At 71.3% G+C, this 14,020-nt stretch carries 11 protein-coding genes and 1 pseudogene; 10 read left to right on the top strand and 2 right to left on the bottom strand.

Annotated elements, in window-relative coordinates:
* Positions 1–17: 17 nt before the first annotated feature.
* From AC3CCI_RS05010 to AC3CCI_RS04985, 6 genes and pseudogenes are all read left to right on the top strand, one after another.
* On the top strand, positions 18–1,397 hold the full coding sequence (locus AC3CCI_RS05010) for a cell division protein PerM (RefSeq protein ID WP_488628304.1): 1,380 nt from the start codon (positions 18–20) through the stop codon (positions 1,395–1,397).
* A gap of 61 nt (positions 1,398–1,458) precedes the next feature.
* Complete coding sequence (purN, locus tag AC3CCI_RS05005) at positions 1,459–2,052, top strand: phosphoribosylglycinamide formyltransferase (protein ID WP_354595313.1); 594 nt, start codon at positions 1,459–1,461, stop codon at positions 2,050–2,052.
* The gene (gene purH / locus AC3CCI_RS05000; protein WP_488628303.1) at positions 2,049–3,713 is read left to right on the top strand and encodes a bifunctional phosphoribosylaminoimidazolecarboxamide formyltransferase/IMP cyclohydrolase; all 1,665 of its coding nucleotides are present in this window, start codon (positions 2,049–2,051) and stop codon (positions 3,711–3,713) included. Before purN ends, purH begins: the two co-directional genes overlap by 4 nt.
* Positions 3,714–4,172: 459 nt before the next feature.
* The gene (locus AC3CCI_RS04995) at positions 4,173–6,005 is read left to right on the top strand and encodes an ABC transporter ATP-binding protein (RefSeq protein ID WP_488628302.1); all 1,833 of its coding nucleotides are present in this window, start codon (positions 4,173–4,175) and stop codon (positions 6,003–6,005) included.
* The gene (locus tag AC3CCI_RS04990) at positions 6,002–7,951 is read left to right on the top strand and encodes an ABC transporter ATP-binding protein (RefSeq protein ID WP_488628301.1); all 1,950 of its coding nucleotides are present in this window, start codon (positions 6,002–6,004) and stop codon (positions 7,949–7,951) included. Before AC3CCI_RS04995 ends, AC3CCI_RS04990 begins: the two co-directional genes overlap by 4 nt.
* A 51-nt stretch (positions 7,952–8,002) precedes the next feature.
* Positions 8,003–8,203: pseudogene (locus AC3CCI_RS04985) on the top strand (GNAT family N-acetyltransferase); the annotation flags it as partial.
* Between the two features lie 93 nt (positions 8,204–8,296).
* Here the strand turns inward: AC3CCI_RS04985 and AC3CCI_RS04980 are convergent.
* Positions 8,297–8,668 carry an MGMT family protein gene (locus AC3CCI_RS04980; protein WP_488628300.1) on the bottom strand — a complete coding sequence of 124 codons (372 nt, stop codon included), beginning with the start codon at positions 8,666–8,668 and terminating at the stop codon, positions 8,297–8,299.
* Between the two features lie 25 nt (positions 8,669–8,693).
* Positions 8,694–9,164, bottom strand: a complete 471-nt coding sequence (locus AC3CCI_RS04975) for a GNAT family N-acetyltransferase (RefSeq protein ID WP_354595318.1) — start codon at positions 9,162–9,164, stop codon at positions 8,694–8,696.
* Between the two features lie 99 nt (positions 9,165–9,263).
* On the opposite strand from AC3CCI_RS04975, the gene AC3CCI_RS04970 reads away from it, so the two are divergent.
* The 4 genes from AC3CCI_RS04970 (at position 9,264) to AC3CCI_RS04955 (ending at position 13,930) form a co-directional block, all read left to right on the top strand.
* On the top strand, positions 9,264–10,538 hold the full coding sequence (locus tag AC3CCI_RS04970) for an ROK family transcriptional regulator (RefSeq protein ID WP_488628299.1): 1,275 nt from the start codon (positions 9,264–9,266) through the stop codon (positions 10,536–10,538).
* A 173-nt stretch (positions 10,539–10,711) separates the two neighbouring features.
* The gene (locus AC3CCI_RS04965; protein ID WP_354595320.1) at positions 10,712–12,100 is read left to right on the top strand and encodes an extracellular solute-binding protein; all 1,389 of its coding nucleotides are present in this window, start codon (positions 10,712–10,714) and stop codon (positions 12,098–12,100) included.
* A gap of 4 nt (positions 12,101–12,104) precedes the next feature.
* Entirely contained in the window at positions 12,105–13,091 is a 987-nt protein-coding gene (locus AC3CCI_RS04960; protein ID WP_488628298.1) for a carbohydrate ABC transporter permease, read from the top strand.
* 2 nt (positions 13,092–13,093) lie between these two features.
* Positions 13,094–13,930: a carbohydrate ABC transporter permease gene (locus AC3CCI_RS04955; protein WP_056259591.1), complete on the top strand. Its 837-nt coding sequence runs from the start codon at positions 13,094–13,096 to the stop codon at positions 13,928–13,930.
* Positions 13,931–14,020 lie beyond the last annotated feature (90 nt).

Below are 14,020 nucleotides of genomic sequence, written 5' to 3'. Positions count from 1 at the left end.
CGGTACAGTCGCTCGCGATGAACCGCCCAGTCACCGCCCTCTTCGCCGCGCTCGAAGCCCTGCTCGTCGTGGGCGTCGGCGTCGGCATCCCCCTCGTCGTGCTGACCTCGCTCTGGGCGTTCCAGTACGGGCTGCAGATCGACTGGATCGTGTTCTGGCGGGCCGCCGTCGACTCGTGGCTCGTCGGCCACGGCGCGGACCTCACCCTGCAGCTCAGCGCCGAGGCCGCGGCCGCGACGGGCGTCACCGGAGCCGACGCCCCCATCGTCGTCTCGCTGGCGGCCATGGGCTTCGCCGTGCTCACCGTCCTGATGGGCATCCGCGCGGGTCGTGCCGCGGCCGAGACGGCGCACCGCGTGACGGGCGTGCTCGTGACCATCGGCACCGTCGCCGTGCTCTCGCTCGCGCTCACGGCCTCGGCCCAGCACGAGCTCGCCCGCCCGTCGCTGTGGCAGGGGACGCTGCTGCCCACGCTCGTCTACGCGGTGCCCGTCGTGGTCATGGCCGAGGTGACCCGGCGCCGTCGCGGCGAGGCCGCAGACCCCGTGACGGGTGCGATCGTCGGCGTGCTGACACGACTGCCCGGCCAGGTGACCGGCATCACCGCCACCGCGCTGCGTCTCGGCGCGACGTCGGCCGCCGCCGTGCTCGCCGCCTCGGCCCTGGTCGTCACGGTGCTCGTCGTGACGAGCTACGCCGAGGTGATCACCCTCTACGAAGGGGCGCACGGAGGGTTCCTGGGCGGGCTGGCGCTGACCGTCGGCCAGCTCGCCCTGATCCCCGACGTCGTCGTCTGGGCGGCGTCGTGGTTGGTCGGGCCCGGCTTCGCCATCGGCACGGGTTCGTCGATCTCTCCGCTCGGCACCGCGGTCGGACCGATGCCCGCGATCCCGCTGCTGGGGGCGCTGCCGACCGCCGACCTCACCTTCGGCTTCGTCGGTCTGCTCGTGCCGGTCGTCGCGGCCTACGTCTGCGCCACCGTGCTGAGGCCGCGGCTGCAGCGCGTGCTCTCCGGTCACGGCGTCGACGACGTGCTGCGCCGCATCGTGACCGCGGTCGTCGGTGGTCTCGTCGGGGGAGTCCTGCTCGGGCTGCTCGCCTGGGCCGCCTCGGGGTCGGCCGGGCCCGGCCGGCTGACCGACGTCGGCCCCGACCCGCTGCTGGTGGGTGGCTTCGCGGCGCTCGAGTTCGCCGTCGCGGCCGTGCTCGCGATGGTCGTCTCGCCCCCGAGGTTCGTGGGCGGCCCGGGCGTCGGGGCGGGGACGTCGTCCGACGAGGCGGCGGCCCGCGAGGCCCGACGTGACGCCGCGCCCGGGTCCGACGAGCGAGCCGATCCGGCGTCGGCCACGAGGTCCGACGGCGACGACACCGAGCGCATCGAGGGCCTCACGCGCTGAGCGGCCCGCGGGCGGATCGGCCGCCCGACGGCGTGCCCGCCGGGGCCGCTAGGCTTGCCGGGTGCTGAAGCTCGTGGTGCTCATCTCCGGTGGCGGCTCGAACCTCCGGGCGCTGCTCGAGGCCGCGAGCGACGCCGAGTACCCCGCTCGGGTCGTCGCCGTCGGGGCCGACCGCGAGGCCGACGGATTCGAGCACGCCGAGCACTTCGGGGTCCCGACGTTCTCGGTCTCGTTCTCGAACTTCGCCGACCGTGCCGCCTGGGGCGACGAGCTGCTGGCCCAGATCGAGCAGTGGCAGCCCGACCTCGTGGTGCTCAGCGGCTTCATGCGGCTCGTGCCTCCGCGGGTCGTCGCGGCACTCGCCCCGAACCTCATCAACACCCACCCCGCCTACCTGCCCGAGTTCCCCGGGGCCCACGGCGTGCGCGACGCGCTCGCCGCCGGCGTCGAGCAGACGGGTGCCAGCGTCATCGTCGTCGACGAGGGCGTCGACAGCGGCCCGATCCTTGCGCAGCGCCGCATCCCCGTGCTGCCCGGCGACGACGAGTCGTCGCTGCACGACCGCATCAAGGTCGTCGAGCGCGAACTGCTCGTGCAGACCGTGCTCGACATCGCCAACGGAACGACCACCCTCGAACAGGAGCCCACCGCATGAGCGGCCACGTCATCGACCCCAGCCTCTACCGCGACCGTGACGCCGTCCCCGTGCGCCGTGCGCTCCTCAGCGTCAGCGACAAGACCGGCCTGCTCGACCTCGCCGCGGCTCTCTCGGCCTCCGGCGTCGAGATCGTGTCGACCGGTTCGACGGCCCAGACCATCCGCGACGCCGGCCACGCCGTCACCGAGGTGAGCAGCGTCACCGGGTTCCCCGAGTCGCTCGACGGCCGGGTGAAGACGCTGCACCCCGCGGTGCACGCGGGCATCCTCGCCGACCTGCGGCTCGAGTCGCACGAGGCCCAGCTGGCCGAGCTCGACATCGCCGCGTTCGAGCTCGTCGTGGTCAACCTGTACCCGTTCGTCGAGACGGTGGCGTCGGGCGCCGACGCCGCGACCGTCATCGAGAACGTCGACATCGGCGGGCCCGCGATGGTGCGTGCCGCCGCGAAGAACCACGCCAACGTGGCGATCGTGGTGTCGCCGACGAGCTACCCGCAGGTCGTCGAGGCCCTCACGCTCGGTGGCACGACCCTGGCCCAGCGTCAGCGTCTCGCCGGCGAGGCCTTCGCCCACACGGCCGCGTACGACACGGCGGTGGCGGAGTACTTCGCCGCACACGTGGGCGCGGGCACCGAGGGTGACGCGTCCGCCGCGGCGACCGGCGCCTCCTCGTCCGTCGTCGACCCCGAGGAGGCGCGGGCCGGCTTCGAGCCCCGGGTCGAGGTCTCGGGTGAGCTGCAGCACACCCTCCGCTACGGCGAGAACGCCCACCAGGCCGCCGCGATCTACGCGACGCCCGGGGCGCACGGCATCGCGCAGGCGACGCAGCTGCACGGCAAGGAGATGTCGTACAACAACTACGTGGACGCCGACGCCGCCCTTCGCGCCGCCTTCGACTTCGACGAGCCCGCCGTGGCGATCATCAAGCACGCCAACCCGTGCGGCATCGCCGTCGCCTCGCCCGACGCCGTCGACGCCATCGCCGACGCGCACCAGCGTGCGCACGCCTGCGACCCCGTCTCGGCCTTCGGCGGCGTCATCGCGGCCAACCGCACCGTGACCCGCGCCATGGCCGAGACGGTCGCCGACATCTTCACCGAGGTCGTCATCGCCCCGGCGTTCGAGCCCGAGGCGGTCGAGGTGCTCAGCCGGAAGAAGAACGTCCGGTTGCTCACGCTGCCCGCCGGCTTCGCGCGCGAGGCCCGCGAGGTCAAGCAGATCTCGGGCGGCCTGCTGGTGCAGGACGCCGACGGGTTCGACGGCTTCACGTCCGCCGGGTGGACGCTCGTCGCGGGCGACGAGGCCGACGCCGCCACGCGGGCCGACCTGGAGTTCGCCTGGAAGGCGTCGCGGGCCGTCAAGTCGAACGCGATCCTGCTCGCCTCGGACGGCGCGTCGGTGGGCGTGGGCATGGGCCAGGTCAACCGGGTCGACTCGTGCCACCTCGCCGTCGATCGCGCCGGGACCCGTGCCGCCGGGTCGGTCGCCGCGTCCGACGCGTTCTTCCCCTTCGCCGACGGGCTGCAGGTGCTGCTCGACGCCGGGGTGACCGCCGTCGTCCAGCCCGGCGGCTCGATCCGCGACGACGAGGTCGTGGCCGCGGCCCAGGCGGCCGGCGTCACCATGTACTTCACGGGCGAGCGCCACTTCTTCCACTGAGCCACGCGCGGCGCCTGCGGCACGCCCCGCGACCCCGAGGGGCGCCGCCGGGTCGCGGGAGGCGCGGTGCGGGCCTGCCACGAATCCGAACGATTCCGTCTTGCGGCGGAGCCGACGGCTCACATATCCTGTAAGGCTGCTTGCAGCCGGTCGACCTCGACCGCGCGGACGGACGACGACACTCAGGAGGACATGATGACGACGACGACACTGACCACGGTGGGCACGGCCACCGACGGTGCTCGCGTGGGTCGCGCCTCCTCGGCGTCTCCGAGCCCGGCGCCGATCAGCTAGACGAGACGGCCCGCCGCCCACCGGCACCCCTCGCACACCCCCTCCCGGCGATCGTCCCCGGGCGGGGCCGCGCGTCGTCCCTAGCGACCGCGACGACATCTCCTCTCCACAACGGGTCACGGCTCGGCGCCGCACCCGTGCCAGATCACGACACTTGGATCACCCATGTCTCAGAAGTCCCCGTCCACCCGTCCGCCCGATGGTGCGGGCCGTCCCTCGACGGTCCGAGCCCTCGCGCGCCTCCACCCCTACGCGCGGCCCGCCTACCCGCGGTTGGTCCTCGGCCTCGTCGCGTCGTTGACCGCCGCCGTCGTCGCACTGCTCATCCCCCTCGTGCTGCAACTGCTGGTCGACGGCCCCCTGTCGAGCGGCGACCGGGCGCAGGTGTGGCCCGCGTTCGGCGTCGTCCTCGGCCTCGGCATCGTCGAGGCCCTGATGATCGGCACGCGTCGTCGCATGGTGCTCACGCCGAGCACCCGCGTCGAGGCGACCATGCGCAACGCGCTCTACGCGAAGCTGCAAGACCTGCCGGTGGCGTTCCACGACCGCTGGCAGAGCGGGCAGCTGCTCAGCCGGTCGGTCAGCGACCTCAGCCTGATCAGGCGGTGGATCGCCTTCGGGCTGCTGCTGCTGGTCGTCAACCTCGTCACGATCGTCGTCGGGTTCGTCGTGCTGTTCTGGTACAGCTGGGTGCTCGGGCTGATCTTCGTCGTGGCTTCGCTGCCGGTGTTCGTCGTCAGCTTCGCCTTCGAGAAGCGGTACTCGATCGTCGCCCGTCGCAGCCAGGACCAGGTCGGCGACCTCGCCACCAGCGTGGAAGAGAGCGTGCACGGCATCCGCGTGCTCAAGGCGTTCGGTCGGGGCAAGCACTCGCTGCGCGAGTTCGTCAAGCAGGCCGAAGACCTGCGCGGCACCGAGATCGAAAAGGCCAAGGCCATCTCGAAGCTGTGGCTCTGGCTGCTGCTCGTGCCCGACGTGGCGTTCGCCCTGTGCCTTCTCGGCGGCATCGGGCTGGCCGCCGACGGCCAGCTGACGGTCGGTCAGCTGTTCGCCTTCTTCGCGACGGCCACCGTGCTGCGCTGGCCGGTCGAGTCGATCGGGTTCCTGCTGTCGATGACCTTCGACACCCGCACCGCCGTCGACCGCTACTTCGAAGTCATGGACACCGAGAACGACGTGACCGACCCCGCCCGGCCGGCGACGATCGCCGAGCCGCACGGCCGGCTCGAGTTCGACTCCGTGCACTTCCGCTACCAGGACTCCCCGGCGCAGTACGACGACCTCGTCAACGGGGTCGACCTCGTGCTCGAGCCGGGCGAGACCATGGCGCTGGTGGGGCTCACCGGTTCGGGCAAGACGACGTTGCTCTCGCTCGTGTCGCGTCTCTACGACGTCACCGGCGGTCGCGTGCTGATCGACGGGGTCGACGTGCGCGACCTGACGAGAGAAGAGCTGCGTCGGCACATCGGCATGGCCTTCGAGGACGCCACGCTCTTCAGTGCGTCGGTGCGCGACAACGTCATGCTCGGCCGACCCGACCTCGTCGACGACCCGGTCGAGGCCGACCGCGTGATGCGCGAGGCCCTCGACATCGCCCAGGCCGACTTCGTCGAGCGTCTGCCCGACGGCGTCGACACGCGCGTCGGCGAAGAGGGGCTGAGCCTGTCCGGGGGTCAGCGTCAGCGTCTCGCCCTCGCCCGCGCCATCGCGGCCCGGCCCGCCGTCCTGGTGCTCGACGACCCGCTGTCGGCGCTCGACGTCGACACCGAGGCACGCGTCGAGGCCGGCCTGCGTCGGGTGCTCGCCTCGACGACGTCGCTGATCGTGGCCCACCGGCCGTCGACGGTGACCCTGGCCGACCGGGTCGCGCTGCTCGAGAACGGGCGCGTCACCGCGGTGGGGCGGCACTCCGACCTGCTCGCGGCCAACGAGCACTACCGCTACGTCATCTCGTCGCTCGACGACGACACGACCACCCGAGAAGAGGTGCTGGCATGATCGACGCGACCCTCGAGGACGACCGTCCCGACCGCCCCACGACCGCCGGCGACACGTCGGCGTCCGACCCCGCCGCACCCGTCGAGCACGAGGCCCTCGACGGCCGCACCCCGGCCGAGAAGCGTGCCGAGCAGGGCTCGACGACCGAGGGCGTCCGGTGCGAAGAGCGCCAGGACTTCACCGCGGCCGAGAGCAAGCGCCTCCGCCGGCGCTTGTTGCGGCTGCTCGGCTCGCTCGTGCATCCGCTCCGCTGGCGGCTGGCGCTCATGGGCGTCGTCGTCGTCATCAGCACGGCCTCGCAGGTCGCGGGGCCGGCGCTCATCGCGATCGGCATCGACCGGGCCCTGCCCGCCCTGATGGACCAGCAGGACTGGGTGCCCGCGATCATGGTCGTCGTGGTCTACCTGGTCACGGGCGTCATCGGTGCCGTGCTCATGGCGCAGTACACGGTGCTCTCGGCCCGGATCAGCCAGGCCATCCTGATCGACCTGCGCAAGCGGCTGTTCCTGCACACGCAGCGGCTCAGCCTCGAGTTCCACGAGACCTACACGTCGGGTCGCATCATCTCGCGGCAGACCAGCGATCTCGACTCGATCCGCGAGCTGCTCGACTCAGGCATCAACCAGCTCGTCTCCGGCCTGCTCTACATGGTCTTCACGGCCATCGCGTTGGTGAGCCTCGACGCCCAGAGCGGACTCGTGCTCGCGGTCGCGTTGGTGCCCCTGTTCGCGCTGACGCGCTGGTTCCAGGTGCGGTCGCAGAAGCTTTTCCGGGCCACGCGCGTCGCGAGCGCGCGGGTGATCGTGCACTTCGTCGAGACCATGACCGGCATGCGCGCCGTCCAGGCGTTCCGCAAGGAGAAGCGCAACGAGGACGAGTACGCCGGCCACGTCGAGGAGTACCGCCAGGCGAACGCGAAAGTCTTCACCCTGTTCGGCACGTTCGACCCCGGTCTCGTGCTGATCGGCAACGCGACCCTCGCCGTGGTCGTGCTCTGGGGTGGGTTCCGCGTGATCGACGGCTCGCTCGAGGTCGGCGCGCTGCTCGCGGTCGCGCTGTACGCCAAGCGGTTCTTCGACCCGGCCGAAGAGATGGCCATGTTCTACAACGGCTACCAGTCGGCGTCGGCCGCGCTCGAGAAGATCTCGGGCGTGCTGGAAGAGCAGCCCAGCGTGCCCGACCCGACGCGTCCGGTCGACCTGTGGGACGCCAAGGGGCAGGTGCACTTCGACGACGTCGAGTTCGCCTACAACGCCGACACGGTCGTGCTGCCCGGGTTCGACCTGCACGTGCCGGCGGGGCAGACCATCGCCCTCGTCGGCTCGACCGGGGCCGGCAAGTCGACCCTCGCCAAGCTCATCTCGCGCTTCTACGACCCGACGCGTGGCGCCGTCACGCTCGACGGCGTCGACCTGCGCGACCTGCACCCGAAAGACCTCCGTCGCGCCATCGTCATGGTCACGCAAGAGGCCTACCTCTTCTCGGGTTCGGTGGCCGACAACATCGCGCTGGGCAAGCCCGACGCGACGCGCGACGAGATCGTGCGGGCGGCGAAGGCGGTGGGAGCACACGAGTTCATCGAGGCCCTGCCCGACGGGTACGACACCGACGTGAACAAACGCGGCGGCCGGGTGTCGGCCGGGCAACGTCAGCTGCTCTCGTTCGCCCGAGCGTTCATCGCCGACCCGAGCGTGCTGATCCTGGACGAGGCGACGGCGTCGCTCGACATCCCGTCCGAGCGGATGGTGCAAGAGGCGCTGCAGACCCTGCTCGCCGATCGCACCGCGGTGATCATCGCGCACCGGCTGTCGACGGTCGCGATCGCCGACCGGGTGCTCGTCATGGAACACGGCAAGATCGTCGAGGACGGCACCCCCGACGACCTCATCGCGGGCACGGGCCGCTTCGCCCAGCTCCACGCGGCCTGGCGCGACTCGCTCGTGTGAGGTCGGCGGGGCCCGTCGCCGGTGGCGACGACGGGTGGGTTCCGACGAGGCGGCATCCGGGGCGGCGCCACCCTCGAGGCCTTCCGCCACCGCGGCAGCTACCGGGCGTCGACGGCGGCACGAGCCCGTTCGGCTCTCGCCGCGGGCAAGACGCTGGTGCACAGCGACTCGACCGAGGGTTCGCCTCCGATCCTCGAACGGTCGGGCCTGGTCGCCGTGTCGACGACGACCCCGTACGACTGGACCCGCTGAGGCCACCCGCGCGGGCGAGTTCGTAGGAGTCGGGCGGTCGTGACCGACCGTCCCCGACGAACTCGCCCGTTCCGGCTTCGAGCGTCGGCCCGGTCAGGGCAGGTGGGAGGCGCGCTCGAGGTCGACGCGGAAGGCGCCCGTCCGGCTCCACACCAGCGGGGTGCCCTCGACGCGGTACATCTCGAGGGCCCGCTGCTCGTGGTCGCGCGGGGCGTGGCCGGAGGCGCGGATCACCCGCCACCACGGGAGGTCGGCCCCGGCGTACGCCATGACCTGGCCGACGCGCCGCGATGCCCGCGACCCGAGGACGGCCGCGACCGAGCCGTAGGTCATGACGTGGCCGGGCGGGATCGACTCGACCACGGCGACGACCCGCGAGGCGAAGTCGTCCGGGTCCAGGTCCAGGTCCAGGTCCGGCTCGGGGCCGGGTCCTGCCTCGGGCCGGGACCCGACGTCGTGGCTCACGCCGTGGGGCCGACGTCGCCGCGGGTCACGCGGGCGACGACGCCAGCGTCAGGCCGGCGACGTGCTCGCCGTAGGGCGTCTCGCCGATGACCTCGAAGCCGATGTGGTGGAAGAACTCTTCGGGCCCGTCGTCGCCGGGCTCGTAGATGACGGTGACCCGGTCGAAGCCGCGGCTGCGGGCCTCGTCGGCGAGGGCGTGCACGGCGAAGCGCCCGATGCCCCGGCCCTGGGCGTCGGCCTCGACGTTGATGCGCCAGATGCAGCTGCGCAGCGCCTCGTCGTCGGCCTCGGCGTCGAAGTTGCCCATGATGAAGCCGACCACGGTGCCGTCGGCGTCGACGACGACCCGGGGCCAGGCGGTGGTCGGGTTCACGTAGGCCTCGGCGATCGAATGCGAGACGGGAGCGACGAACTGCTCTTGCCCCGGCTTGAGCGTGAGGTTGTTGGCCGCGACGACGGTGGCGGCGGACAGTTCTTCGAGGCGCAGACCAGACATGGGATCAGGGTATCGGCGTGCCCCCGGGGGCACCACCACCGGGGGGATGAGGCGCCCCGCGTGCACGCGGAGGCCTCCGGGTCGTGGATGATGACGAGAATGAACCGCGGGACGAACCTGCCGGCGATCGGCGGCTACAACCGATCCGTCGTGCTCGACGCGATCCGACGCGAGAGCGCCGGCCTCAGTCGCACCGAGATCGCCGGCCGCACGGGGCTGAGCCCGCAGACCGTGACGAACGTCTCGAGACGGCTGCTCGAGGCCGGCCTCATCCGCGAGAGCGGCACCGTGATCAGCGGCCCCGGCAAGCCCCGCACGATGCTCCAGCTCGAGTCGCGGGGGAGGTTCGCCGTGGGGGTCCACATCGATCCCGCCGTGCTCACCTTCGTGCTGCTCGACCTCGTGGGCACGGTCGTGGCGCACGCCCGCGAGCTGACCCCGTCCGCGAGCGAGCCCGACGAGGTCGTCGCCCTCATGGCCCGCAGCATCGACGGACTCGTGGTGGCGAGCGGCGTCGACCGCGAGCTGCTGCTCGGGGTGGGCATCGCCTCGCCCGGTCCGGTCGACATCGGCCCCGGGCTGGTGCTCGACCCGCCGATGATGCCGCTCTGGCGGCACGTCCCGCTCCGTCGGGCGCTCAGCGAGGCGACCGGCCTGCCGGTCCTGCTCGAGAAGGACGTCACGGCCTGCGCCGTCGCCGAGACCTGGCTGAGCGAAGGAGGCGCGGGTCGGCGGACCGACTTCGCCTTCGTCTACTACGGCACCGGTTACGGCACCGGGCTCGTGCTCGGCGGTGACGTGCTGCGCGGGGCCAGCGCCAACGCCGGCGACTCGGGTCACGTCATGGTCGACGACCACGGGCACCGCTGCACCTGCGGACGCATCGGCTGCGTGGGCGAGCTCATCACGCCGCACGCCCTCGTCCGCGAGGCCGTCGACGGGGCAGTCCTCGTCGCCGGCGACGTGTCGGACGACGCGCTCGCCGAGGCGGCCCGTCGCGGAGACGACGTCGACATGCGCCGCATCGACGAGGCGTTCGGCGCCCTCGTGGGCAAGGCCGACGCGGGCGACGCCGGGGCGCTCGCGGTGCTGCACGGCGCGGGCCGCCACCTGGCCAGGGCCCTCGTCACCATCGTCAACCTGCTCGACCTGGACGAGATCGTCTTCGGCGGACCGTTCTGGGCGCCCCTCTCGCGGCACGTCCTCGAGGTGCTCCCGGCGGCCGTGCGGGACGACCCCGCGCTGATCCCGAAGCACCCGGTCCGCATCGTCGAGTCGTCGATCGGCATCGACGTGGCGGCCGTCGGAGCGGCCTGCCTGGTGCTCGACCAGACGTTCTCGCCGCGACCGTCCGCCCTGCTGATCCGCGCCTGACGAAGCCGACCCGCGCCTCCGGGGGTGCTCGACCCGCGCCTCCCCGGCCGCTGGGTCGTTACCGGACCGTTGCCCGCCGAGTGCTTGACACGAGTTAGTCCATACGATGTAGTAATCGCATCGCGGTCGGGCAGAGCAGCCCGGCACCGACGCGGATGGAGCAAAGGAGCACCATGTCACGCACGTTCACCTCGGCCCGGGGGCGCAAGCGCGCACTGGCCGTCGCCGCCGCGGCAGTCGCCACGGCCCTGCTGGCCTCGGGATGCGCGGGGGGTGCCGGCGACGGCGACTCCGACACCATCAAGGTCGCATACCAGAAGTTCGGCACGTTCACGCAGATGGACGCCCACATGAAGGAGACGGCCAAGACCTTCGAGGCGGCCAACCCCGGCATGAAGGTCGAGTTCGTGCCCATCGCGGCGCAGAACGACGACTACTTCACCAAGCTCGCGCTGATGAACCGCTCGGCCGCCACCGCGCCCGACGTGATGTACGAGGACACCTTCAAGGTCAAGAGCGACGCGGCCGCGGGCTACCTGCTGCCGCTCGACGAGTACACCGCCGGGTGGGAGGACTGGGAGAAGTTCTACGACAACGCCAAGGAGGCCGGCGTCGGCGAGGACGGCAAGACCTACGGCATCCCGATGGGCACCGACACGCGGGCCCTCTGGTACAACAAGGACCTCTTCGCCCAGGCGGGCCTGCCCGTGCCGTGGCAGCCGAAGACCTGGCAGGACGTGCTCGACGCCGCCGAGACGGTCAAGGCGAAGGTGCCCGACGTCGTGCCGCTCAACGTCTACTCGGGCAAGCCGCAGGGCGAGGGGGCGACCATGCAGGGCTTCGAGATGCTGCTCTACGGCACGCCGACCGGCACGCTGTACGACGACGAGACCGGCAAGTGGCTGACCGACTCGCAGGGCTTCGTCGACTCCCTCGGCTTCATCGAGGACGTCTACCAGGGCGGCATCGGCCCGAAACCCGAGGAGGCGCTCGACACGAACATCGCCACCATCGTCGGTGGTGAGTGGCTTCCGCAGGGCAAGCTCGCGATCGCCCTCGACGGCTCGTGGATGAGCGGCACGTGGCTCGAGACCGGCACGAACCCGTGGCCCGAGTGGAACGACGTGATGGGCCAGGCGCCCATGCCCACGCAGGACGGCGCGAAGCCCGGGGCGACGAGCATGTCGGGCGGCTGGACGCTCGCCGTGGGCTCGAAGTCGAAGAACCCCGACAAGGCGTTCGAGTTCATCGCCGACGCCCTCGACAAGGACGGTTCGCAGAGCTACGACATCGCGGCCAGCCAGATCGCCGTGCGCAGCGACGTCGCCGAGGACCCGGAGTACGTCGACAGCAACCCGACCTTCGAGTTCTTCTCGTCGATCGTGCCCGTGACCCACTTCCGCCCCGCGACGACCGACTACAGCCGCATCTCGAACGAGATCACCGTCGCGATGGAGGCCGTCATGACGGGCCAGCAGAGCCCGGAGGAGGCCGCCGCCGCCTTCGACGACCAGCTGGTCGGCATCGTCGGCGAGGACCAGACGCAGAAGGCGGGGGACTAGCCGGATGGCGACCATCGCCCCCACCCCGGTCGGCCGCGAGAGCGGCCGGCCGGGGGCCCCCGGGCCCGGCCCCGGGCCCCACGGCGAGAAACCGGGTCGCCGGGCGGGTGCCTCGAAGGCCCGCGCGCTGCGCACCGGGGCCCGCACCCTGCCGCTAGTCCCGGCCTTCGTGCTGCTGGCCCTGTTCCTGCTGGGGCCGGTGATCTCGAGCTTCTACGGCTCCTTCACCGACGCCTCGTTGACCGGCTACGCCGCCGGCGGGTCGGAGTTCATCGGGTTCCGCAACTACACCGAGCTGTTCGCCGACCCGGACTTCCCGAAGTCGGTGCTGCTGACCCTCGCCTTCGTCTTCTTCTCGGCCGTCGTCGGTCAGAACGTCGTGGGCCTCGGGCTCGCCCTGCTGATGCGGAACGGCCACAAGGTCGTCCGTTCGATCGTCGGCACCTTCGTCATCGCCGCGTGGGTGCTGCCCGAGATCGTCGCCGCCTTCGCGGCGTACGCGTTCTTCAACGACGCGGGCACGCTCAACACCGTCCTGTCGTGGTTCGGCATCACGGGTGCCAACTGGCTCTACGCGCTGCCCATGCTCTCGGTGATCCTCGCCAACATCTGGCGCGGGGCCGCGTTCTCGATGCTCGTCTACTCGGCGGCCGTGCAGGAGGTGCCACCCGAGATCACCGAGTCGGCCGAGGTCGACGGCGCCACCGGCTGGCAGCGCCTCGTCTACATCACGCTGCCGGTGATCCGCCGCAGCATCTCGACCAACCTCATGCTCACCACGCTGCAGACGCTCTCGGTCTTCACGCTGATCTACGTGATGACCGGTGGCGGGCCCGGCACGAACAGCACGACGCTGCCGATCCTCGCCTACCAGGAGGCCTTCCAGTTCTCGCAGCTCGGCTTCGGCACGGCGATCGCCACGATCATGCTGCTCGTCGGCGCCGTCTTCTCGATCATCTACATCAGGGCCCTGAAACCGGAGGTCGACTGACCATGGCCATGACCTCACCCAGCGGCCGCAGCATGAAGGCCGTCTCGAACGTCGTGCTGATCGTCATCGCGATCTGCTTCGCGGTGCCGCTCGCCTGGCTGCTGCTCGCGTCGTTCGACCCCTCGGCCACGTTGTCGGCCAAGGTGCCGTCGCAGTTCACGCTCGACAACTTCACGGCCGTGCTCACGCCCGAGATCTCGTTCGTCCCGCTCGCCAACAGCCTGATCGTCTCGGGCGGCTGCGCCCTCGTGACGGTGGTGGTGGCGATCCTCGCCGCGTACCCGTTGTCGCGCTACCGGATGCGCATCAACAAGCCGTTCCTCTACGGCATCCTGTTCGGCACCGGCCTGCCGATCACCGCCATGATGGTGCCGGTCTACAGCCTGTTCGTCTCGCTGAACCTGATCGACTCGATCGGCGGCACGGTGTTCTTCCTGGCCGCGACCAGCCTGCCGATGGCGATTTGGATGGCCAAGAACTTCATGGACTCGGTGCCCATCTCGCTCGAGGAGGCCGCCTGGACCGACGGCGCCTCGATGTTCTCGACCCTGACGCGCATCGTCGTGCCGCTCATGCGGCCGGGCATCGCCGTCGTGTTCATCTTCGTGTTCATCCAGGCCTGGGGGAACTTCTTCGTCCCGTTCGTTCTGCTGCTCAGCCCCGACAAACAGCCCGCCGCGGTCAGCATCTTCAACTTCTTCGGGCAGTACGGCTCGGTCGCCTACGGCCAGCTCGCCGCGTTCTCGATCGTCTACTCGGTGCCGGTCATCGCGCTGTACGTGCTCGTCTCGCGGACCCTCGGCGGATCGAACGCGCTGGCCGGCGCCGTGAAGGGGTGACGCGCCTCCCCACCGATCAGCACACCGCTCTCGAGTTCCACAGAACCACCCGTCCCACCGCGCGCCCCGGCGCGCCCGTCAGGAGACTGA

The sequence above is a fragment of the Frigoribacterium sp. CF331 genome (assembly GCF_057787905.1).
Note: the sequence above shows the minus strand (reverse complement) of the source record. Positions and strands in the feature narration are given on the sequence as shown.

Excerpts from the sequence above, each read along its gene's own strand:
- purH (WP_488628303.1), top strand. The coding sequence starts at position 2,049 with ATGAGCGGCCACGTCATCGACCCCAGCCTCTACCGCGACCGTGACGCC.
- AC3CCI_RS05010 (WP_488628304.1), top strand. The coding sequence starts at position 18 with ATGAACCGCCCAGTCACCGCCCTCTTCGCCGCGCTCGAAGCCCTGCTC.
- AC3CCI_RS04970 (WP_488628299.1), top strand. The coding sequence starts at position 9,264 with ATGAACCGCGGGACGAACCTGCCGGCGATCGGCGGCTACAACCGATCC.
- AC3CCI_RS04960 (WP_488628298.1), top strand. The coding sequence starts at position 12,105 with ATGGCGACCATCGCCCCCACCCCGGTCGGCCGCGAGAGCGGCCGGCCG.
- AC3CCI_RS04965 (WP_354595320.1), top strand. The coding sequence starts at position 10,712 with ATGTCACGCACGTTCACCTCGGCCCGGGGGCGCAAGCGCGCACTGGCC.
- AC3CCI_RS04995 (WP_488628302.1), top strand. The coding sequence starts at position 4,173 with ATGTCTCAGAAGTCCCCGTCCACCCGTCCGCCCGATGGTGCGGGCCGT.
- AC3CCI_RS04955 (WP_056259591.1), top strand. The coding sequence starts at position 13,094 with ATGGCCATGACCTCACCCAGCGGCCGCAGCATGAAGGCCGTCTCGAAC.
- AC3CCI_RS04975 (WP_354595318.1), bottom strand. The coding sequence starts at position 9,164 with ATGTCTGGTCTGCGCCTCGAAGAACTGTCCGCCGCCACCGTCGTCGCG.
- AC3CCI_RS04990 (WP_488628301.1), top strand. The coding sequence starts at position 6,002 with ATGATCGACGCGACCCTCGAGGACGACCGTCCCGACCGCCCCACGACC.